The following is a 20,971-nucleotide window of genomic DNA, read 5'->3' as shown; positions in this document are numbered from 1 at the left end:
CGGGACCGGTCACCCGGTCCCGCGGCGGAAGCGTCCTCAGCGTTCTCAGTGCGAGACGAGCCCTTCGGTCTTCGACGGGGCCGAGGGGATGTGGAACAGCCGGGTGAACAGCTCCAGCCGCGCCGGGTCGCCCTTGATGGCGACCGCGCCGCAGGTGAGCGCGCTCGCGGCGTCCAGCTCGCCGTTCAGCAGTTTGAGCATGAGCGGGCCGCGCGGCTCGATGACGAGGTCCGGGTCCGGATGCGGGCCCTCACCCGCGGTCACCGCGCCGTCCTCGACCACCGCGTGGACGATCATCTGGTCGCCGTAATGCAGCTCGAAGGCACCCCGGACGCCGCGCGCCGCGTCCGGCTGGAACGTCGTGTACAGCGACAGGATGGCCGCGTCGAGGGTGAACAGGTCGTCCGCGGCCGGGTCGGTGAGCGAACGGGCGCCCCACAGGCCCAGCTGCAGCAGGATCTGGTCGAGGTCGTTGCCGTACTCGGTCAGCTCGTAGACCACCCCGGCGTCGAGCTGCGAGAGCACCCGCCGCTGGACGACGCCGTGCCGTTCGAGTTCGTTGAGCCGGGTCGACAGGATGCTCGTCGGGATCTTCGGCAGGCCCTGCTGCAGCTCGTCGAAGCGTTTCGGGCCGAGCACCAGGTCGCGGATCACGAGCAGGGACCAGCGTTCCCCGATGATCTCGAGCGCGCGGGCGAGGCCGCAGAACTGGCCGTAGGTGCGAGCGGTCATGCTTGACTCCTCAACTTCCTGGATCTGGTGGCTGGGTGATGCTCGTTCAGCGGATCGGGTGTCCCTCGGAAAGCAGTTCGCGGTGCAGCTCTCGCAGTTCGGCGCAGGGTTTCACCCCCAGTTCGTCCTCGAGCCTCGCCCGAAGCCACTCGTAGGACGCCAGCGCGTCGCTGCGCCGCCCGCTGAGTCCCAGTGCGCGGATCAGCTGGCCGTGCAGGCCTTCGTCGAACGGGTTCGCGGTGGTCAGCGACCGCAGCACGCCGAGCATCTCCCGGTGCCGCCCGGCCCGGATCTCGGCCTCGATCCACAGGTCACGGGCGTTGCGCCGGTGCTCCAGCAGATAGACGGTGTAGGCGGCCAGCGTCGGTCCACAGTGGATGTTGGCCAGCGGGGGACCGGACCACAGGTCCAGTGCGGTACGGAAGACGTGCGCGGCCGCCGCGTTGCCGCCTTCGTCCAGCAGGTCGCGGCCGAGGCGGTGCAGTCGCTGGAACTCCGACACGTCGACCATGGCGGGGTCGACGTCCAGCCGGTAGCCGGGCGGGCTGGTGACCAGCAGGCCGCCGTCACCGTCGGGGTCGAGATGACGGCGGAGGTGGTGGACGTAGGTGTGCAGGGTCCGGCGGACGCTGCGCGGGGGCGCGTCGGTCCACAGTTCGTGGACCAGGGAGTCGACGTGGACCGTCTTGCCGGGACGGATGAGCAGCATGGCCAGCAGTTGCAGGAGTTTCGGTGTGCTCGGCGCGCGATCGGCGCCGCCGGCGTGCAGTTCGAGAGGGCCGAGGAGCCGCGCGCGTACCGCGTCCGGCCGGTCCGAGGTGACCGGCGCGGTGGTCGTGTCTCCTTCTTCGATGGTCATCGCGTGCATCCCCTGCCCCTCCGGCGGACTCCCCCTCTGTGACGGTGACAGAGGGAGAACCTTCGGAACAGTGCCGGAAACACCGGGCGAACCGTGATTTCTTCGTTGCCCAGTATGCGATCGTCATGACCTGGGGCGAGGAACCGTTCGTGGCAAAGGAGAAGACGCGGGCCGGCGTCAGAGCCAGTCGGAATCGGTGGCGATGCGGATGGCGTCCACCCGGTTGCGGGCGTTGAGTTTCGTGACCACCGTGGCGAGATAGTTCCGCACGGTGCCCGGTGACAGGAACAGTTCCGCCGCGATGTCGGCGACCGTGCGCCCGTTCGCGGCGAGGCGGAGGATCTCGACTTCCCGCGGGGTCAGCGGGCAATCCTCCGTTTCCCAGGCGGACAACGCGAGTTCACTGTCGATGACGCGGCGGCCGATGGCGACCGAGCGGACGGCGTTCGCGAGCTTGTCGGCGGGCGCGTCCTTGAGCAGGAAGCCGTTGACCTTCGCGTCGAGCGCGCGGCGCACCGTGCCCGGACGGCCGAGCGAGGTGAGGATCAGCGTGCGGACACTGGGAAGTTGCTGGTAGAGCTCGGAAGCGGCGGCGAGTCCGTCCTTGGCCGGCAGGTCGATGTCGATGATCGCGACGTCCGGAAGGTACTCCGCGGCCATCGGGAGGATCTTGTCGCCCGAGCAGACCTCCGCGACGACCTCGATGTCCTGTTCGAGGTTCAGCAGAGCGACCAAGGCGCCGCGGACCATGTGCATATCCTCGGCCAATAGGACTCGGATCACTCCGACCTCCTCTTCCCCAACGCGCTAACTCTCAGTGTACATAGCAAACCCGGAAGAGTGAATCTGAATCGCACGATTCAAGGTTGTGCTTTTTTCGACACCCTGATCCGCATGATCAATGCCCTGGTGAGCTGCGGTGATGGTAACGCTTCGAGCAACGTGAAACTGCGATCGATCGATTACTTACTGTTAGGACAGGGGACGGTAAAATTGCCGTCATAAGTGCTTTTCATTCCCTGTCGAGTACGTTCCACCCCGGTGAATTCGCTCGGCGAACGGGTGAACTCGCCATTGTCGGCGGCGGGGATGGACTGTTCGGCGGTACCGGCGCCGACCTCGATCGGCTGTCGATCGGGCGGCGATCGCGGCGTGGTCTCCTCGGCAAGAGCCGAGTTCGCGCGCGAAGCCGCCACTATCCACAAAGGACGTATGTGATGAGCTCATTGCTGGGTGCCCTCCGTCAGGCCGTGTTCGCGCCTTCGCTGGCTTCAGTCGGCTTCGAGGGTCGCGGCTTCGGAGTACCGCCGACGCCGGCGACCGCCCGGCTGGAGTCGATCCCGCAGGCGGTGGTGTGCGGATTCGAATGGGGAATCCACGGACCGGCGCTGTGGGAGGCCGAGCGGCGGCTGGACATGGTCGAGCAGGAGACGCGCGGGTTCGCCTACGAAGGCGCGGCGATGGCGTTCACCATCCTCGACGTCATGCCCGGCGGCCGGAAGGACCGCACCGCCGAACTGATGAGCGGCCCCGGCCTGCCGCACGTGTTCCTGACCTACATCGGCATCGGGTTCGCGATGGCCCGGCTGCCCCGGCCGCTGTGGAAGAAGGTCCTGCCGGATCTGGACGGCGTCCCGTTCCACCCGACGATGAGCTGGCTGGCCGTCGACGGCTACGCGTTCGACCGCGCATACTTCGACACGCGCAAGTGGGTCGAGAAGCAGTTCGTCCCCAAGCCGTACCCGTGGGCGGGCGCTCCCGCGTACTTCCCGCGCGCCTGCGACCAGGGCATCGGGCGGGCGCTGTGGTTCATCAACGGCGCCGATCCGGTGAAGGTCGCCGCCGCGGTGAACCGCTTCCCCGCCGGACGCCGCCCGGACCTGTGGGCGGGGGTCGGGCTCGCCTCGACCTTCGCGGGCGGCTGCGATCAGCCGGGGCTGGCCAGGCTGCGCGAGTCGGCGGGGGAGCATCAGGACGAGCTGGGCCTCGGCGTCGTGTTCGCGGTGAAGGCGAGGACGTTCTCGTCGTTCGTCCCGTCGCACACGCGCCGCGCCGCGCGGACGCTCGCCGGGCTGAGCATCGAGGAAGCCGTCGACCTCGCCGACTCGACCGAGGTCACCGAGGCCGCCGCGGACGGGACGCCCGCCTACGAACTCTGGCGGCAGAACATCCGGGACGGCTTCGCCCCTTCGGCTGGCCGCCTTTCCGCGTAGACGTCGAAAAAGGGGCCTTCGAAGCGAAGGCCCCTTTTTCGACGCACAGGGGTCAGGCCGCGTGCTTGAACGGCTCCGGCCGGTGCCGCAGGTCGGGCAGCGCGAGCAGGACTGGCGGGTCGAACAGGCGCTTCGGGCGCACCCGCAGGTCCGCCAGCCGCGCGGTGACCCCCGGCTCGACGGTGATCGGGCCGTGGTGCCCGGTGTATCCGCTGCCCCGGCGCGTGAGCGGCCCGGTCACGCAGTGCGCGACGAGGTGCCAGGTGCCTTCCGGGACCTCGGTCAGCTGATAGGGGCCGGGAGCGTCGATGACCGTGTAGCGCACGGGCGCGCCCTCGGGGATACGTGTCGGGAAGAGACCGACGAAGACGAGGCCGGGTGAGATCTCCGGCGGGGCGGACACGAAACCGCGGACGATCGCCGGCTTCGTGCCGGGACGGGGTTCGCCCGTCAGGCGGTGCTGGAAACCGCCCTGCTGGCGGTACGCGGAGGGGGAGAGGCCGACGCGGCTGCTGAACCGCGTGCTGAAGGTGCCGACGCTGTTGTAGCCCACCCGGTGGCTGATGTCGGCGACCGTGATCGAGGTCGTGAGCAGCAGGCGTTTGGCTTCGTCGAGCCGCAGCGCGGACAGGAACCGGCCGGGCGAGACGCCGGTGGCCTGCTGGAACACCCTGGTGAAATGGAATTTGCTGAACGTGGCGGCGCGAGCGATGTCGTCGATAGTGAGCTCTTCACCCAGTTTCTCGTTCATGGCGCCAATGGCTCGCTCCATGGCTCGCCGGACAGTCTCATCCATTGTACCGTCCTTTCGCTCGGGGAATTCTGGCGTGCTTTGCGTTTCCGACAGTAGTGTTCGCCGCCGCTTCTCCTGAAGTGCTTGATTCACCGCCGGATATGGATTCATGTGTGCGGTGACGTGAAAATTTCACGGTCCCCGCGGCAGGTCCGGGGAAGGCCGCACATCATGCGGAGGGCATGCGAAAACCACAGGTCGGCGGTGGTGTGGACACTGGATCTACGTGGTCCGCGGCCGCAAAATTCCTGGTAGCGCATTCACGCCGGAACTACCCCGGCCGTGTTGGCGCGGTCCGAAGAACGTATTCCCGCGGCAACACAGAACCGGCCCTTGACCGCGTCCCCCCTCGGCGGTCAAGGGCCGGTTTCCATTTCGAGGTGCGGGTGTGTGAGGATAGTATTGTCGGCTCGTGGGGCGAGACGCAGGCGAAAGGCAGATGGGGTCGATGATCAAGGTCCTGGTGGCGGAGGACATGCACATTGTCCGTGGGGCCCTGGTCGCGCTGCTCGGGCTGGAAGCGGACATCGAGGTCGTCGCGGAATGCGCGAGCGGTGACGAGATCCTCCCGCTCGCCCAGTCGGCGCGCCCCGACATCGCGCTCATCGACATCGACCTGCCGGGCAAGGACGGGCTCACGGCGGCCGCCGAACTGCACGAACAAATGCCAGGGGTGCGCACGCTGATCCTCACCTCGCTCGGCAGCCCCGGCACCCTCCGGCGGGCGCTGGCCGCGAAGGTCAACGGCTTCCTGCGCAAGGACGCGCCTGCCGACAGGCTGGCCAACGCGGTCCGCGGGGTCGCCGCCGGACGGCGCGTCGTCGACGGTGACCTGGCGCTCGCCGCCTGGGACAGCGAGGAATGCCCGCTCACCGCACGCGAGATCGAGGTGCTCAGGCTGGCGTCGGTCGGCTCCGACCCGACCGAGATCGCGGCGGAACTGTTCCTGTCCGCCGGTACCGTGCGGAACTATCTGACGACGATCGTGTCGAAGCTCAGCGCCCGCAACCGGGTCGACGCGGTGCGGATCGCACGGGAGTCCGGCTGGCTGTGACGCCGGTCCACCTCACCGGGCCAGGACGTTCATCGTCGCGTGGGCGAGATCCGCGGCGAATTCACCAGGGGAAGCCGCGTCCGCGAGCAACCGGCGTTGCCGGGCCGCGCCCGTCCCGTGTTCGAACAGCGAGTCCAGCCCCCGCTCGACGTCTTCGGTGTCGCCGGTGACGTCGAGGGCAGGCCGGATGAAGTCGACGAGCTCGCCGACCAGGTCCCGCTGGTCGGCCTCCTCGCCGGTGAAGACGTCGACGCCCGGCCCGTCGAGGCCCCGGCGCGCAGCCGCCGTCAACGCCGCGCCGATCCGGGAACCGCGGGCGCGTGGCAGCCTTGGCGTCCCGGCGCAGGTCGCGACCAGCCCGCGCACCAGTGCAGCGAGGAGCACGGCGTCGTCGACGGCCAGGCAGACGTCGGCGATCCGCACCTCCACCGTGGGATGACGAGGGGAAAGGCGGGCGTAGAAGTAGACGCCCGCCGTGTCGAGGGCGGCGCCGTGGCGCAAAGCCTCCCTGACACTCCGGTCGTACGCGTCCGCACCTGGCCATTCGTCGGGCGGCCGCGCCGTCGGCCACCGGTCCCAGATCGGGAAACGCCTGCTCGACCACCCGGAATCGGCGCCGTGCTCGACTGGGGAGTTGACACTGAGCGCCAGCAACGGAGCGAGCCAGGGCCGAAGCCCGGCGAGTACCCGCGCGCCGACGTCCCGCGATGGCAAACCGACGTGCACGTGGCAGGCACAGGTTCCCGCGTCGTCGATGAGGTCGGGGAACGCCTGGGCCAACCGGCGGTACCGGGGATCGGGCGTGAGCGTGTCTCCCCGCAGGTCACCGGGCGGCACCCCCGCCGCCACCATCAGACAGCCGTCGGCCTCCGCCGCCGTCGCGACGATCTGCCGCAGCCGGGTCAGGTCCGAGCGCACCTCGTCCAGGCTGCGGCAGATGCCGGTCGCGGTCTCGATCTGGAACCGCATCAGCTCACCGGTGACGTCCGAACCGGGGGCGAGGTTTTCGAGAAGATCGGGCGCGCGCAGCGCGACCGAGCCGTCCATCGGATCAAGGAGGACGAACTCTTCTTCCACGCCAAGGGTGAAGTTCATGCCGTCAAACGCCATGGTTCTCCGTTTCTGGTGGTTTCGCCGGTACCGATGAATCTCCCCCTTCGAACGCGGCGATGAAAGGGCCGGTGTGCTGAACTTCGTTGCGGCGAAAGTGTTTCGTGGTCTCACGGACGGTCTAGGCTGCTTTCATGATCGACCTGTATCCCCCGCCGAGCCCTACGACAAAGGACTGCTCGATGTAGGTGACGGCAACTTCGTCTACTGGGAGACCTGCGGGAACCCCGCCAGGAAACCCGCAGTCATGGTGCACGGCGGCCCCGGTCAGGGCTGCGCGCCGGGCATGCGGCGGATGTTCGACCCGGCCCGCTATCGCGCGGTGCTGTTCGATCAGCGCGGCTGCGGCCGCAGCACTCCGCACGCGAGCGATCCGGCGACCGACCTGCGGCACAACACGACGGATCATCTCGTCGCCGACATGGAACGGCTGCGGGAACACCTGGGTATCGAACGCTGGCTCGTCACCGGCGGCTCGTGGGGCACGACGCTCGCGCTCGCCTACGCCGAACGGTTTCCGGAGCGGGTCACGGAGATCATCGTCAGTTCCATCAGCACGACAAGCCCTTCCGAGATCGACTGGTTGTATCGCGGTGTCGGCCGGTTCTTCCCCGAAGCGTGGGCCCGCTTCCGCGGCGATCTCTCCGGTGACCTGGTCGCGGCCTACGCGCGGCTCATGGAGGATCCCGACCCGCACGTCCGGACCGAGGCGGCCCGTTCCTGGTGCGTCTGGGAAGACACCGTGCTTTCCCTGGAACCCGGCGCGACCGTCCACAATGGTCCGATCGGCGAGTGGGAACTGGCGTTCGCGCGCATCGTCACCCACTACTACTCTCACGCCGGCTGGCTGGAACCCGGCGCGCTGATCCGGGACGCCGGTCTGCTGCGCGACATTCCTGGCGTACTGATCCACGGGCGCCGGGACCTCAGCTGCCCGGTGGACACGGCATGGGAACTCGCCCGCGCCTGGCCCGGTGCGAAGCTGCTGATCGACGACGGCTCGGGGCACCGGTCGAGCGACGTGAAACGGGCCTGGAAGCTGGAGGCGCTGGACCGGTTCGGCTCACCTGGGTCGTGAGGTGAACGGGAGCAGACCACGTGATCCGGGCGAGCGGCGGCGAGGGGGCTTCGCACCGGTCCGCCCGCTATACCAAAGCCCGTTGGCCTACTGCCGGGTCGAACTAGCCATCGTAGGATGCGATGGCTTCCCGGACAGCTCGTGGTCGACTGCTGCCTGACGGTCGGCCTATGTCCTGAGGTGCATGGTGTTGCGTCTGGGTTGCCCGGTGGGGTCGAGGTAGGCGGGTGCGGTGAATTCGGGGAGTCCGTCTTGGGCGATCTGGACTTTCCATTCGCTGCGGTGGATCAGCCGGTGATGCTTCGTGCAGAGCAGCACCAAATTGTCGATTTTGGTTTCGCCGTGGTGCCGCCAGAAAACAATGTGATGGGCGGTACACCGTGGCACCGGCATATCACAGCCAGGAAAGGCACAGCCACCATCGCGGAGGGTCAAAGCGTACTTCTGCGCCAGGGAAACGGTACGTTTCGACCGGCCGATGTCCAACGGCTCACCCGCGGCACCAAGAACGCCAGGCCGGACACGAGCATCACAGGCGAGGATCCGGGCGTCGGTGGCGCTGATCGGCCCGACCAGATCCAGATGCGCTTCACCGATATCCCGGATCAGGTCCTCATACGACATGGTGACCAGAATGTGCGTGGCTTCCCCGGCCTGACCGGGAAGGTTCCGGCTCGATGTTTTCAACCGGACGTAGTCGGTGAAGGCGTCGCCGTAGCGTTCGTCCTGGGTACGGGAGTCACGGACTCCGTCGATGGCCTTGTGAGGTTTGGCCATCGGGTCAAGGTCGGACTTCAACCGGGCATAGGTTTCGAGGTCGAGAGTGCCCTTCAGTCCGAGGGTGCCGTCGCGGTGCTTGACGAACCGCAGCTCCGGACGACCATCCTTCGGGTCCTCGTTGCGGGGCTCTTTCCCGTCAGGGTCGAGCTCGTCCAGCAGCCGCCGCCCGGCTTGCGCGATCGTCCGGGGCCCGGCGTGGCGGGCCAAGTCGACCAGGATCTTCTCCCCGCCCCGCACGTCCTCTTCCGGGACAGTGGAAGGGATGCGAGCGAGGGTTTTGATGATCGCGTCGATCTGCGAACCGCCGATCGCGCCTTCCGCGGAAGCAGCAGCAGTCAACGGCGCCAAAGGCGGCACAGGGTCACCGCCGATGGACGGGCCGGGATACAGGGCCAGGACCCGGTCGGCACGATCGTCGGCTTCCTTCGCGGTGACACGGAAATCCTCATAGATCATCGACGCCAGCGTCGAATGACCCGAGCAGCCACGAACCCCACGGATGTTGATCTCCGCAAGGATCGCGTTCTGCTCCGCGTCTAGCTGCCGCTTGAGGACTTCGAGTTCCTGCTTACGGGCATGCAGCGTCGCGGTGTCGGCACGCCACCACTCGGTGGGTGTCGTCGGGGATGTGCTGTCGCTGGCCACGAGATCAATAGTACACCGATTCGAACACCTGTGCGAATATGAAACAGTTTATTGATTCCTTCAAGAAGTCGGCGATGGTGTGTACGGGTCGCGGAAATATACTGGCATGACGGTGAAAATCGGCGTGCCGACTCAACTTCTTCCCCTGCTCCCAGGTGGTGCTGTTCTTGACCAAGCCTGGAAGGGTGTTCCTTTCCAGGCAGGCGGGCGACCTTCTCGGAACCCCGGCACCGGCCGGTCCTCCGCCTCCACGGGACGGTCACTGATCAGCACCATGTCCTTGATCCGCCCCTGTCACAGGAAAAACGCCTGACAGATCGTTTCACGGGACACCCACAAAGAATCAGATGGCTTCAAACCGATGAGCGTACGAGGCGGAACTGCGAAAAAAACGAAACCGCGGTGGCACCCGCGAAAGGGTGCCACCGCGATCGGAGAATCAGGCCGCGTGGTGGACGACGATGTCGTCGAGCCGCGTGCGGGCGTAGACCTTGACCCCGCCCTCGCCACCACCCGCGGCGAACGAGTTGCGCACCGAACCCTTGGTGCTCTTGGCATCCACCGACGCGGCGTCGGCGTCGATGCCGACGTTGATGCCGCCGGACGCGTTCACCAGTTCGGCCGCACCGTGCGACAGCCGTCCGACCCGGATCGGGCAGTTGGCCGCCTTCGCGATGACGTCGCCGTCGGCGCGGTCGATGTCGAAGCTCCCGCTCGAACCGGAGAGGTCGGCGCCGGACCGGGCGTGCCCGATCCAGACCTTCCCGCTCGCGCCCACGTACCTGACGGCGCCCTCGGCCTCGCCGATCCGCAGTCCCGCCGTACCGCCTTCGACGTTCACGGTCCCGGCGACGTGCCCGATCGTGACGTCGCCCGCCGCCAGGTTGCCCCGCACCGCCGCGACGCGGTCGAGCTGGATCCGGCCTGACGACACCTCCAGCTCGCAGTCGCCGAGCCGGCCTTCGCCGAGCACCTCCGACCACGCGGTGTTCAGGACCAGCTTGGAACCGGTGGGCACCTTGATCGTGATCGCGACCGAACCGTTCTTGCCGCCGGCCTTCCTCGTCTCGATCGAGAGCTCTCCGCCGGTGAAGTCGACCTTGGTGTTCTCGGCGACCTTCACGTCCGACTTGCTCGTGCTGTCGATCGGCTCGACCAGCACCACCGTGTCCGAACGGTCGCTCGCGGCGACGCGCACCCGTGCGCCGGCGGTGGTCAGCGTGGCGGTGATCGGCGACGTCGTGGTGAAAACAGACATGGTGGGAACTCCTCGGTGGTGGTGATCTCTTGTTGTTGAGGAAACGATCGCCGACCGTCCTGACACCGGACCGCCACCGCGCTGACACGCCGGGGACACCGTGTCAGGCTCCTGGTCCCCCCAAAGAGAACGGGGCTGGACCAGGCTGTGGGCGTGGAGTACGTGTCCAGAGTGCCGCGACCGCCGCTGGACGGGCTGATCGACGACCTCTACTACCTGGAGGGCGCGCCGCCGTACGCCCGGCTGACGCTGCCGCCCGCGCCGTCGGCGCTGCTCATCGTCAACCTCGGGGAGCCGTTCCGCATCCGCGTCGGCGCCGCGACGGCCGAGTACGCCGACGGCTGCGTGATCACCATGCGCACCCGCGCGCTGGAGTTCGGCTACCCGCGCCGGACCCGGTCCGTCGGCGTGCACGTCAAGCCGTGGGGGCTGGCGCCGTTCCTGCCGATGCCCGCGGCCGAGCTGCGCGACCGGCCGGTGACGGTGGAGCAGGTTTGGGGCAGGTCCGCCGTCGCCGGGCTGCGAGATCGGCTGGCCACGGCGGACCGGCCGCAGGAGATGCTGACGCTGCTCGAAGAGGAGCTGATGCGACGGCTGAGCGAGACCGACGGTCTGGGGCTGGTCCGCCATACGAGCAGCGTCCTCGCGGCGACCGGCGGGGCGGCGGTGATCGGCGACCTGAGCGTGGCTGCCGGTGTCAGCGGCACCCATCTGGCACAGCGGTTCAAGCAGCTCGTCGGCGTCACGCCGAAGCGGCTGGCCCGCACCTACCGCCTCACCACCACCGTGCTGGGGATCGACCCCAGCGGGCCGATCGACTGGGGCGGCCTCGCCACTGGAGCGGGCTACTTCGACCAGGCCCACTTCGGCCACGAGTTCCGGGAGTTCACCGGGCTCACGCCGACCCGGTACCTCGAAGTCCGGCGGCGGTTCCTGCGCGAACATCCCGGCCACGTCCTGGACGGCTGGCCGCTGCCCGCCGATTGATTTCTTACAAGAGCGAAAGCTCACGGCACGCTAGTTTCGGGGCACCCCCAAGCAGAGGAGAGCCCGTGGGCAAGGTGGTCATGTACGCCTCGGTGTCGGTGGACGGCTTCATCGCGGACGAGAACGACCAGCCCGGACCGCTGTTCGACTGGCTGTCCGGCGGTGACGTCCCCTTGGACGAGAGCGGAGCGCTCAAGGTGTCGCAGGCGTCCTACGACCACACCCGGCCCTACTGGGACGGGATCGGCGTGACGATCGCCGGCCGCCACGTCTTCGACATGACGGACGGCTGGGACGGGAAGCCGCCGAGCGGGATCGACCACGTGGTCGTCGTGACGCACCGGCCGGCGCCCGAGGGGTGGGACCCCGAGGCGCCGTTTCACTTCGTCGACGGCGTCGAGGCGGCCGTGGCCAAGGCGCAGGAGCTCGCGGGTGACCGCCTGGTCGAGGTCGCCGCCGGAGACGTCGGTGGCCAGGCGCTCGCCGCGCACCTCGTCGACGAGGTGCGCATGGACGTCGTACCCGTCGTGTTCGGATCCGGGAAGCGCTACTTCGGGTCGGTCCGGGCCCAGCACCTGCTGGAGCAGCCTGACGTGGTGATTCAGGGCAACCGGGTGCTTCACCTGAGCTATCGGCTCAGCTGATCACTTCGACGTCCTCGGGTGCCTTGTCCGCCCGAAGGCCCCGCCAAGTCGTGTGCCGCAACCGCCCGTCCGGCGTCCAGTTCCGGTGCACGACCTCCCCGACGAGTTCCGGCGTCACCCAGCGCACCCCGCGCGCCCGATCGCGCGGGACCTCCGAAGCGAAAGGCGGCGTCTTCCGCTCCAGCGGGGTGAGCCTGCCGTGCAGGTCTTCGAGGACCTTGTCGCTGAACCCGGTCCCGACATCGCCGATGTACCGCAGGTCACCGGACTCGTCGTACGCGCCCAGCAGCAGCGCGCCGAGCGTGCCCGAGCGCCGTCCCTCGCCGGGCCGCCAGCCGCCGATCACGACCTCCTGGGTCAGCCACAGCGCCCGTTTGATCCACTGCCGCGTCCGTTTACCTGGGTGATACCGGCTGTCGAGCTTCTTCGCGATCAGCCCTTCGAGTCCATGCTGCCGGACGACCTCGAGCAGCTGATCGGGCGAGATGTCGTCGTCGGTGTACCCCGGCGGGATGACGACGCGGCCACCGGCCGCCAGAGAGGTCAGTAGCTCGCGACGGGCGGCATACGGCTCGTCGAGCAGGCTCTCCCCGTCGAGAAGCAGCACGTCGAAGGCGAAGAAGTGCACCGGGCTGCGCTCCAGCAGCGACGCGTCCGGCGTGCGCAGGTGCCGGGTCTGCAGCAGCGGGAAGCTGGGCCTTCCCTGGTCGTCGAGGACGACGATCTCGCCGTCGAGGACGGCTTCGCGGCCATCGAGCGCTTCGCCGGTCACATCCGGGTACGTCGCTGTGATGTCGAGGCCGCGACGGCTCGTCAGGCGTGTCTCGCCGTCCCTCGCGACTCGAAGGCAGCAGCGGTAGCCGTCCCATTTGTATTCGTACCCCCACCCGCCGGCGGGCAGGTCACCGTCGGTCGCCAGCATCGGGGCGATCGCGTCCGGCACGGTACTCATGCCTCACGGTACCCCGGAAACCCCGCCGGTGATCTATCGTCGAAGGGTGCCTGAGGAGCGGATAACGGTCGAGGTCGAGGGACGGCGGATGGGGCTGTCCAATCTGGACAAGGTGCTCTACCCGGCGCACGGTTTCACCAAACGCGAGGTCCTCGACTACTACCGCCGCATCGCCCCCGCCATGCTCCCGCATCTGCGCGACCGGGCGGCCACGTTCCGCCGGTTCCCCGACGGCGTCGACGGCGAACCGTTCTACGAGAAGAACGTTTCCCGGCACGCGCCCGAGTGGGTGCGCACCGCGCGGCTCACCAACCGCGGCCGCCGGGGCGGGGAGGAGACGCTCGACTATCCGGTCGTCGGGGATCTCCCGACGCTGATGTGGGCGGCCAATCTCGCCGCGCTGGAACTCCACGTTCCACAATGGACGGTCGGACCGCGTGGCGCGCGGAAGCCGCCGGACCTGCTGGTGTTCGACCTAGACCCCGGACCGCCCGCGGACGTCGTCGACTGCTGCCGCGTCGCCGAGACGCTCAGCGACCTGCTCACCGGAGACGGCCTGACGGTCTACGCGAAGACCAGCGGCAACAAGGGAATGCAGCTGTACTGCCCGGTGCGGACCCGCTCCGACGAACGCACCGCCGAATACGCCAAGGCGGTCGCGGAGGAGCTCGCGCGCCGGTCACCGGGAACCGTGGTCGCCCGCATGACGAAGGCGATCCGCCCCGGCCGCGTGTTCATCGACTGGAGTCAGAACAACACCGCCAAGACCACCATCGCGCCGTACTCGCTGCGCGGCCGCGCCGTCCCGACGGTCTCCACCCCGGTCACCTGGGAGGAGGTCGAGGCCTGCCGCAAGGCCGCCGACCTGCTGTTCACCGCCGAGCAGGTGATCGAACGCGTCGAGGAGATGGGCGATCTGTTCGGCGACATCGCCGAACACCGGGCGGCCGTCCCCGCCCGGTGACAGAACCCCCGGAAAGACCACTGTGGACTCCGTCTCTTCCGCATACGATCTGCGGATCGGGCGCGCGGGGGTGCGCGCCCACCGGGCTGGTTCCTGCGGAGCCGGTGAGGATGTGGCTGTTGAACGGATATCACACGCTGGCCGAGACCGAGAACGCCGTGCGGGCCAAACTGGGCGGGATCCCTTTGCTGTGGGAGCGGATGGAGGCGGTGGCCAACCTCCACCGGGCCGCCACGGCGGTCCGGCTGCACTTCGAGAACTCGGTCCTGCGCACCGCGGGCCTCACCTGGACCGCGTTCGTGGTGCTCTGGGTGGTGTGGATCTTCGGCGAGAAGGAGACCAGGCACGTCGCCGCGGAGTCCGGGATCACCAAGGGAACGCTGACCGGGGTGATGAAGACCCTGGAGACCCACGGCCTGGTCGCCCGGCGCAAACATCCCGTCGACGGACGGCTGGTGCTGCTCGCGCTGACCCCGGAGGGGGAGCGGTTGATGCGGGAGCTGTTCCCGGAGTTCAATCAGGAAGAAGCGTTCGTCACCGACAGGCTCAGCCCGGCGGAATGCACCGAGTTGGCGGTTTCGCTGCGGGAGATCGTCAGGCAACTGGAGGAGAAGGGCGAAGAACGACGTCAGGCGGCGGTGACACAGGGGAGCTGACCCCTACCGAAGACGGTTGCGCGGGACCTCCTGCGACTCCTAGATTTTTTGGAGCCGAACGATCGAAGGGCGCCCTTGATGGACTTCCGGTACTGGCTCGGTCAGGCGTTGACGTCGAACGAGGCGTGGGCGGAGACGTTCACCCCCGTGCGGCCGCATCCGTCGCTGGAGATCTCCGACGGGCGGTTCGAAACCGCGTTCGAGGAGTTCACCGAGCGGCTGAAGGACAACTACCCGTTCTTCCACCCGTCCTACGCCGGCCAGATGCTCAAACCGCCGCATCCGGCCGCGGTGGTCGGCTACCTGACCGCGATGCTGGTCAACCCCAACAACCACGCGCTCGACGGCGGGCCCGCGACGGCCGAGATGGAACGCGAGGTGGTCGGGCAGCTCGCCACGATGTTCGGCTACACCGAGCATCTGGGGCATCTGACCACCAGCGGCACGGTGGCGAACCTGGAGGCGTTGTTCGTCGCGCGGGAATCGCATCCTGGCAAGGGGATCGCGTACAGCACCGAGGCGCACTACACGCACGGCCGGATGTGCGGTCTGCTCGGCGTCGAGGGGCATACGGTGCCTGTCGACGCCCGCGGCGCGATGGACCTCGACGCGCTCGAAGAGCTGCTGCGCACCGGGAAGATCGGCACCGTGGTGGTCACCGCGGGCACGACCGCGCTCGGCACGGTGGAACCGGTCCACGAGGTGCTGGCGTTGCGCGAACGCTACGGCATCCGGGTGCACGTCGACGCCGCCTACGGTGGATTCTTCCGCCTTCTGTCCGGTTTGGACGGTCCGGAAGGGCTGCCCGAAGCCCCGTGGCTCGCCATCGCCGAGGCCGATTCGATCGTCATCGACCCGCACAAGCACGGCCTCCAGCCCTATGGCTGCGGCGCGGTGCTGTTCAAGGATCCCACGGTGGGCCGGTTCTACCTGCACGATTCGCCGTACACCTACTTCACCTCGGAAGACCTGCACCTCGGCGAGATCAGTCTCGAATGCTCGCGGGCGGGCGCGGCCGCCGCCGCGTTGTGGCTCACCTTCCGGGTACTGCCGCCCACGCCCGACGGGCTGGGCCGGGTCCTCGCGGCCGGGCGCCGCGCGGCGTTGCGGTGGGCGAAGCTGCTGGAGGACTCCGAGCGGTTCGACCTGTACCAGTCACCGGAACTCGACATCGTCACCTACTTCCCCCGCACGGAACCGCTTTCGCTGTCGAAGATCGACGAGACGAGCGCGCGGATCATGCGCGTCGGCATGGCCGCGGCGAAGGAACCGGTGTTCCTGAGCACGCTCCGCGTGAGCGAGCGGCAGTTCGGCCTGCGTCACACCGGGGTCGACGCGGATGCGGACGGCGCGAGGATCCTGCGTAGCGTGCTGATGAAGCCCGAAAGCGAGGACCACGTCGACCGGCTCCACGAGCGGCTGGAAGAGTTGTCCCGCGGTTGAGCCCCGAGTACCGCAGCGAACGAATGGATCCACCATGCCCGCACCAGGTCCCGCCGAACCCGTGACCGCGATCGAGACCCGGTCGCTCGGCACCGGATTCCGGCGGCGCCACGTCACCATGCTGGCCATCAGCGGGGCGATCGGCGCCGGCCTGTTCGTCGGCACCGGTGCGGGGATCAAGACCGGCGGCCCCGGCATCCTGCTGTCCTATGTGGTCGCCGGCCTGCTGATGGTGCTCGTCATGCGCATGCTGGGCGAGATGGCGGCCGCGGAGCCGAGCAGCGGTTCGTTCTCGGTGTACGCGGAGAAGGCGCTCGGCCGCTGGGCCGGGTTCACCGTCGGCTGGCTGTACTGGTCGCTGCTGGTGGTCGTGGTGGCCGCCGAGGCCACCGCGGCGGCGGGGATCGCGAACGGGCTGCTGCCCACGATTCCACAGTGGACCTGGGTGCTGCTGTTCATGGCGGTGCTGACCGTGGTGAACCTGTTCGCGGTGCGCTCGTTCGGGGAGTTCGAGTTCTGGTTCGGCGCCATCAAGGTGACCGCCGTGGTCGGCTTCCTCGTACTCGGCACGCTGGCGGTGTTCGGGATCCTGCCGGGGACGACGCCGGTCGGGCTGAGCAATCTCACCGAGCACGGCGGATTCCTGCCCAACGGCCTGCAAGGGGTGCTGACCGGCCTGCTCGCGGTCGCGTTCTCCTTCGGCGGCATGGAACTGGTCACCATCGCCGCGGCGGAGTCCGAAGACCCGGCGGACTCGATCCGGCGCACCACGCGCACGGTCATCGTGCGGCTGCTGCTGTTCTACGTCGGTTCCGTGGCGCTGATGGTGCTGTTGCTGCCATGGGAATCCGCTTCGGCCAACGCCAGCCCGTTCGTGACCATCCTGGAGCAGATCGGGGTGCCCGCGGCGGCGCTGGTGATGAGCTTCGTCGTGCTGACCTCGCTGCTCTCGGCGCTGAACGCGAACCTCTACGGCGCCTCGCGGATGGTGTTCTCCCTCGCCGAACGCGGCGAGGCGCCGCGCGCGATGCTGAAACTGTCCGGCGCTGGTGTCCCCCGGACGGCGGTGCTGTCTTCGGTGGCCTTCGGGTTCGTGGCCGTCCTGCTGAACTTCCTGGCGCCTGAACACGTTCTGCCGTTCCTGCTGAACGCCATCGGGGCGAACATCCTGCTGGTCTGGATCTTCGTCGCCGTCTCCCAGCTGCGGCTGCGGAAAGCGGCGGAACGTGACGGCACGGCCGCGGACCTGCCGGTGCGGATGTGGGGTTTCCCGTGGCTCAGCTGGGTCGCGCTGGTCGCGATGGCGGGTGTCCTCATTCTCATGTGGACGGACGCCGACGCGCGGGCGCAGCTGTTCACCAGTGGCGCGGTGGCCGTGCTGATCGTGGTGATCAGCCTGCTGAGGCGACGTCCGCGACGCTGAACAGTTCCCGCTCCACGCGGCCCAGCGCCAGCCGGACCGCGCCGAGCGCCACCGAGTCTTCGCCGAGGATCGACGCCTCGACACGCACCGGGAACAGGCAGAGCCTGGCCAGTTCGGTGCGCAGCCGGGTCGTCGACAGGGCCTGCGGGTTCTCGTTGCCGCCGATCACCACCAGCTGAGGGTCGAGGGTGAGCACGGTCGCGGCGACGAGCTCGACGAACCTGTCGAGTGACGCGTACGGGCCGGCCTGCTGCAGGGAGCCGATCTCGCCCGCCGCGCCGTGATGGCCGCCGTGCAGTTTCCCGCCGAGCAGCATGCCCAGCGAGACTGTGCGCCCGGCCCGCACGTAGACGACGTCGTCGACGCCGTGTGCCGCGCCGCGCCAGTGCTCGGCCAGCGTCGCGAGCTTGGTGTCGTTCCCGGTCAGCACCGGGCAGCGGCCGCCGAACTCCGCGGGAAGGTCGACCCCGGCCCAGCCGGGAAGACGATCGTCGCGGACGACCTTGCCGCCGGACACCACACCGGTGGTGCCGATGCCGAGTGCCCGGACGTTCTCAAGGCCTTCGACGGCGGCTCCGAGCGCCCGGCGTGCGGCACCGAGCCGGTCGGTCGCGTCCATTTCCGGGGTGAGTTCGGCCGTCGCCCGGCCGATGACCTCGCCGCGCAGGTCGGCGACCAGGCACAGGGCCCGGTGCCTGCCGACTTCGAGCCCGGCGACGTGTCCGGCCTCGGGGCGGAAGCGGTACCGCTTGGCGGGCCTGCCCACCGGTCGCGGGGCGGCAGGGGAGAGCGGAACCTCTTCGACCAGGCCTTGCCCGCCGAGGTCGGCGGCGATCTCCTCGACCGTCGGCCGGGAGACCTCGCTCGCCTTGACTAGTTCCGCGAGGGTGAGTTGCTCGGCCGCGTACAGCGCTCGCAGGACGGCGACGGCGTTGAGCCGCCGCAGCAGTGACGGATCCCCTCCGGACAGTCTGGCCATGCGACTCCCTAGGCGGTGACGCGTTTGTCGTACTGGGCGCGTGCGACGGCGATCTCGCTCTGGTGGTCTTCGGTCCAGGTGACCAGCGACTGGATGGTCTTGTGCAGGGTGATGCCCAGCGGGGTCAGCGCGTAGTCCACGCGGGGCGGCACGACCGGGTAGACGGTCCGGGTCACGAGCCCGTCGCGTTCGAGGTGCCGCAGCGTGGTGGTGAGCATGCGCTGGCTGATGCCGTCGATCTTGTACTTCAGCTCGGTGAACCGGAGGGTGTTCCGGTCGAGCAGCGCGATGACCAGGAGTGACCACTTGTCCGCCACCCGGTCCAGGATCTGGCGGACCTCGCAGTCCTCGCGGGTGTCCCACTGGAAGGCCTCGTAGTCCTCCTCGGTGAGTTCACAACGACTGGGTGAGTTCAAAGTGCCTTCTTCCATGGTCATCGATAGTGTCCGAAGATCTCCTTGGTTACAAGAGGGAACTGACCGGCAGATGGGTAACCGTCGGTCCCTTGTCCACCGAGGGAGAACTGATCTTGACTACAACACGTGCCGCCGAGCGGATGAGCGGACGTGCCTGGGGCGTGCTCCTGGTGCTGTGCGGCGCCATCTTCCTGGAGGGCATCGACGTCGCGATGCTGAACGTGGCGCTGCCGTCCATCCGGGCCGAACTCGGCCTGTCGACCGCGACCTTGAGCGGCGTGGTGAGCGCCTACGTGCTCGGCTACGGCGGATTCATGCTGCTGGGCGGGCGTGCCGCCGACATGTACGGCCGCCGCCGGATGTTCCTCACCTGGCTGGTGGTGTTCCTCGTCTTCTCCGGTCTCGGCGGGCTCGCCACCGAAGGCTGGATGCTGCTGCTCGCCAGGTTCGTCACCGGCGTCGCCGCGGCTTTCATGACCCCGGCGGGCCTGTCCATCATCACCACGAGCTTCGAAGAGGGCCCGAAACGCAACAAGGCCCTGCTGTTCTACGCCGGGACCGGGGCGGGCGGTTTCTCGCTCGGCCTGGTCATCGGCGGGCTGCTGACCAGGATCGACTGGCGCTGGGTGTTCTTCACCCCGGTGGTCCTGTCCGCCGTCATCCTCGCCGCCGCGCTCTGGCTCATCAAGGAACCCGCGAAACAGGAGCGCCTCCAGCGGCGCGCGGACTTCGCCGGGGCGGTCACCGTGACCGCGGCGATGCTGCTGATCGCGTACGCGGTGGTCCGGCTGGAACACCCCGCACAGGGCTGGGGCTGGACGGTCGCGTCCTTCGCCGGGGGAGTGGCCGCGCTGGCGGCCTTCGTGACGATCGAACGGCGCTCGTCCGCGCCGCTGGTACGGCTGGGCATCCTGAAATCGGGTCCGCTGGTGCGGGCGAACGTCAGTGCGCTGCTCTTCGCGGGTTCGTTCTTCGGGTTCCAGTTCCTCGTCACGCTGTACCTGCAGGAACTCCGGGGCTGGTCGACGCTGGAGACGAGCCTGGCGCTGCTGGCGGTCGGGATCGACGCGATCCTGGCGCCGACACTGACCCCGCGTCTGGTGGCGAGGTTCGGCAACACGCGGCTGATCTTCGGCGGTTTCGTCCTCGCCGCCGTGGCCTACGCGCTCTTCCTGCCGCTGGACCTGGACTGGACGTACGCGGCGATGTTCCCGTCGATGATCATCCTCGGCCTAGGTTTCGCCCTGGCCTACGGACCGCTGACGATCGTGGCCACCGACGGGATCGCCGAAGACGAGCAGGGCCTGGCGGGTGGCCTGCTGTACACGGCCTTCCAGTTCGGCGCGGCGCTCGGGCTGTCCGCGGTGACCGCCGTCAACGTCGCCGCGCTCGGTGACGGTTCGCCGCAGGCCGCGCTCGGCGGTTTCCGGGCGGCCCTGCTCGTGCCGCTGGTGATGGCCGTCCTCGCCGCGATCGTCGTCGCGTCCGGCCGTCAGCGTGCTTCGGTGAAGGACGCCAGGTTGGCCAAGGAAGAGGCGATCCCGGCCTCGTGATCCGCCTGGCCGATGCCGGACGGCACGTCCGTCGCGGTGACGGTCACTTCGGTGCCGTCGCCCGCGGCGGTGAGGTCCCAGGTCATCGTCATGGTGCCCACGAACGCCGGGTCTTCGGACTCGAAGACGGCCAGGTGCACCACGCGTTCCGCAGGCACCAGATCGGCGAACCCGACTTCGACGACGTCCGTCGCCTCCGACGATTTGCCGGGGGCGGCGGACGCGTCGAGGTAGGTGAGGGTCATCCGGAAGCCGCCACCGGGCCGCGGATCCCAGCGCTCGATGCGGCCACGCATCCCTTCGGGCGGCAGCCAGGTCTCGAGGGATTCCCTGTCCAGCAAAGCTTTGTAGACGGTCGCGGGCGGTGCGGCGATCACCCGGCTGCCGCTGTCGATCCTGTCCATGGCGCCGAGTCTAGGGACGGATAGGCTG

Annotated in this window: 21 protein-coding genes; 10 read left to right on the top strand and 11 right to left on the bottom strand. The window is 68.5% G+C overall.

Features of this window, described 5'->3' with window-relative positions; all coding sequences use genetic code 11:
• Window positions 1-45 precede the first annotated feature (45 nt).
• From AMYAL_RS0101820 to AMYAL_RS0101810, 3 genes are all read right to left on the bottom strand, one after another.
• On the bottom strand, window positions 46-732 hold the full coding sequence (locus AMYAL_RS0101820) for a winged helix-turn-helix transcriptional regulator (RefSeq protein WP_020629590.1): 687 nt from the start codon (window positions 730-732) through the stop codon (window positions 46-48).
• Between the two features lie 46 nt (window positions 733-778).
• Window positions 779-1,600 (bottom strand): AfsR/SARP family transcriptional regulator, encoded by an 822-nt coding sequence (locus AMYAL_RS0101815; RefSeq protein WP_020629589.1) that lies wholly within the window; start codon window positions 1,598-1,600, stop codon window positions 779-781.
• 168 nt (window positions 1,601-1,768) lie between these two features.
• On the bottom strand, window positions 1,769-2,374 hold the full coding sequence (locus AMYAL_RS0101810) for a response regulator transcription factor (protein ID WP_026466657.1): 606 nt from the start codon (window positions 2,372-2,374) through the stop codon (window positions 1,769-1,771).
• Between the two features lie 434 nt (window positions 2,375-2,808).
• Between AMYAL_RS0101810 and AMYAL_RS0101805 the strand changes: the two genes are divergently transcribed.
• Window positions 2,809-3,804, top strand: a complete 996-nt coding sequence (locus AMYAL_RS0101805; protein WP_026466656.1) for a DUF1702 family protein — start codon at window positions 2,809-2,811, stop codon at window positions 3,802-3,804.
• 52 nt (window positions 3,805-3,856) lie between these two features.
• Here AMYAL_RS0101805 and AMYAL_RS0101800 read toward each other — a convergent pair whose 3' ends face one another.
• A complete protein-coding gene (locus AMYAL_RS0101800) occupies window positions 3,857-4,555 on the bottom strand; it encodes an AraC family transcriptional regulator (RefSeq protein WP_020629586.1) in 699 nt (232 codons plus the stop codon).
• Between the two features lie 490 nt (window positions 4,556-5,045).
• Here AMYAL_RS0101800 and AMYAL_RS0101795 point away from each other — a divergent pair, with 490 nt between their 5' ends.
• Window positions 5,046-5,651 (top strand): response regulator transcription factor, encoded by a 606-nt coding sequence (locus tag AMYAL_RS0101795; protein ID WP_026466654.1) that lies wholly within the window; start codon window positions 5,046-5,048, stop codon window positions 5,649-5,651.
• 12 nt (window positions 5,652-5,663) lie between these two features.
• Here AMYAL_RS0101795 and AMYAL_RS0101790 read toward each other — a convergent pair whose 3' ends face one another.
• Entirely contained in the window at window positions 5,664-6,761 is a 1,098-nt protein-coding gene (locus AMYAL_RS0101790) for a carboxylate-amine ligase (protein WP_026466653.1), read from the bottom strand.
• Between the two features lie 73 nt (window positions 6,762-6,834).
• On the opposite strand from AMYAL_RS0101790, the gene pip reads away from it, so the two are divergent.
• Window positions 6,835-7,839, top strand: a complete 1,005-nt coding sequence (pip, locus tag AMYAL_RS45490) for a prolyl aminopeptidase (protein WP_245192751.1) — start codon at window positions 6,835-6,837, stop codon at window positions 7,837-7,839.
• Window positions 7,840-8,007: 168 nt separating this feature from the next.
• On the opposite strand, the gene AMYAL_RS0101780 is transcribed toward pip, so the two are convergent.
• A complete protein-coding gene (locus tag AMYAL_RS0101780) occupies window positions 8,008-9,264 on the bottom strand; it encodes an HNH endonuclease signature motif containing protein (RefSeq protein WP_020629582.1) in 1,257 nt (418 codons plus the stop codon).
• Window positions 9,265-9,703: 439 nt separating this feature from the next.
• Window positions 9,704-10,522, bottom strand: coding sequence for a DUF4097 family beta strand repeat-containing protein (locus AMYAL_RS0101775; RefSeq protein WP_020629581.1), 819 nt, complete (start codon window positions 10,520-10,522; stop codon window positions 9,704-9,706).
• 171 nt (window positions 10,523-10,693) lie between these two features.
• Here AMYAL_RS0101775 and AMYAL_RS0101770 point away from each other — a divergent pair, with 171 nt between their 5' ends.
• Together AMYAL_RS0101770 and AMYAL_RS0101765 are read left to right on the top strand one after the other, a co-directional pair.
• A complete protein-coding gene (locus tag AMYAL_RS0101770) occupies window positions 10,694-11,509 on the top strand; it encodes an AraC family transcriptional regulator (protein WP_020629580.1) in 816 nt (271 codons plus the stop codon).
• Window positions 11,510-11,574: 65 nt separating this feature from the next.
• Window positions 11,575-12,153, top strand: coding sequence for a dihydrofolate reductase family protein (locus AMYAL_RS0101765; RefSeq protein WP_020629579.1), 579 nt, complete (start codon window positions 11,575-11,577; stop codon window positions 12,151-12,153).
• On the opposite strand, the gene ligD (AMYAL_RS0101760) is transcribed toward AMYAL_RS0101765, so the two are convergent.
• On the bottom strand, window positions 12,146-13,105 hold the full coding sequence (gene ligD, locus AMYAL_RS0101760) for a non-homologous end-joining DNA ligase (protein WP_020629578.1): 960 nt from the start codon (window positions 13,103-13,105) through the stop codon (window positions 12,146-12,148). The genes AMYAL_RS0101765 and ligD (AMYAL_RS0101760) overlap by 8 nt on opposite strands.
• Before the next feature lie 46 nt (window positions 13,106-13,151).
• On the opposite strand from ligD (AMYAL_RS0101760), the gene ligD (AMYAL_RS0101755) reads away from it, so the two are divergent.
• The 4 genes from ligD (AMYAL_RS0101755) (at window position 13,152) to AMYAL_RS0101740 (ending at window position 17,591) form a co-directional block, all read left to right on the top strand.
• Window positions 13,152-14,069 carry a non-homologous end-joining DNA ligase gene (ligD, locus tag AMYAL_RS0101755; RefSeq protein WP_026466652.1) on the top strand — a complete coding sequence of 306 codons (918 nt, stop codon included), beginning with the start codon at window positions 13,152-13,154 and terminating at the stop codon, window positions 14,067-14,069.
• Between the two features lie 110 nt (window positions 14,070-14,179).
• Window positions 14,180-14,725: a MarR family winged helix-turn-helix transcriptional regulator gene (locus AMYAL_RS0101750; RefSeq protein WP_020629576.1), complete on the top strand. Its 546-nt coding sequence runs from the start codon at window positions 14,180-14,182 to the stop codon at window positions 14,723-14,725.
• Window positions 14,726-14,803: 78 nt separating this feature from the next.
• The gene (locus AMYAL_RS0101745) at window positions 14,804-16,168 is read left to right on the top strand and encodes a pyridoxal phosphate-dependent decarboxylase family protein (RefSeq protein WP_020629575.1); all 1,365 of its coding nucleotides are present in this window, start codon (window positions 14,804-14,806) and stop codon (window positions 16,166-16,168) included.
• Window positions 16,169-16,202: 34 nt separating this feature from the next.
• Entirely contained in the window at window positions 16,203-17,591 is a 1,389-nt protein-coding gene (locus AMYAL_RS0101740; protein WP_020629574.1) for an amino acid permease, read from the top strand.
• On the opposite strand, the gene AMYAL_RS0101735 is transcribed toward AMYAL_RS0101740, so the two are convergent.
• Together AMYAL_RS0101735 and AMYAL_RS0101730 are read right to left on the bottom strand one after the other, a co-directional pair.
• Window positions 17,560-18,570: an ROK family transcriptional regulator gene (locus tag AMYAL_RS0101735; RefSeq protein WP_020629573.1), complete on the bottom strand. Its 1,011-nt coding sequence runs from the start codon at window positions 18,568-18,570 to the stop codon at window positions 17,560-17,562. The genes AMYAL_RS0101740 and AMYAL_RS0101735 overlap by 32 nt on opposite strands.
• A gap of 8 nt (window positions 18,571-18,578) precedes the next feature.
• Window positions 18,579-19,007, bottom strand: coding sequence for a winged helix-turn-helix transcriptional regulator (locus AMYAL_RS0101730; RefSeq protein ID WP_020629572.1), 429 nt, complete (start codon window positions 19,005-19,007; stop codon window positions 18,579-18,581).
• Window positions 19,008-19,126: 119 nt separating this feature from the next.
• Between AMYAL_RS0101730 and AMYAL_RS0101725 the strand changes: the two genes are divergently transcribed.
• On the top strand, window positions 19,127-20,539 hold the full coding sequence (locus AMYAL_RS0101725; RefSeq protein ID WP_020629571.1) for an MFS transporter: 1,413 nt from the start codon (window positions 19,127-19,129) through the stop codon (window positions 20,537-20,539).
• Here AMYAL_RS0101725 and AMYAL_RS0101720 read toward each other — a convergent pair.
• Entirely contained in the window at window positions 20,479-20,943 is a 465-nt protein-coding gene (locus AMYAL_RS0101720) for an SRPBCC family protein (protein WP_020629570.1), read from the bottom strand. The genes AMYAL_RS0101725 and AMYAL_RS0101720 overlap by 61 nt on opposite strands.
• Window positions 20,944-20,971 lie beyond the last annotated feature (28 nt).

Source organism: Amycolatopsis alba DSM 44262, assembly GCF_000384215.1.
Taxonomy (GTDB): domain Bacteria; phylum Actinomycetota; class Actinomycetes; order Mycobacteriales; family Pseudonocardiaceae; genus Amycolatopsis; species Amycolatopsis alba.
The sequence above is the reverse complement of the archived record's forward strand: the minus strand, read 5'-3'. Positions and strand labels throughout refer to the sequence as shown.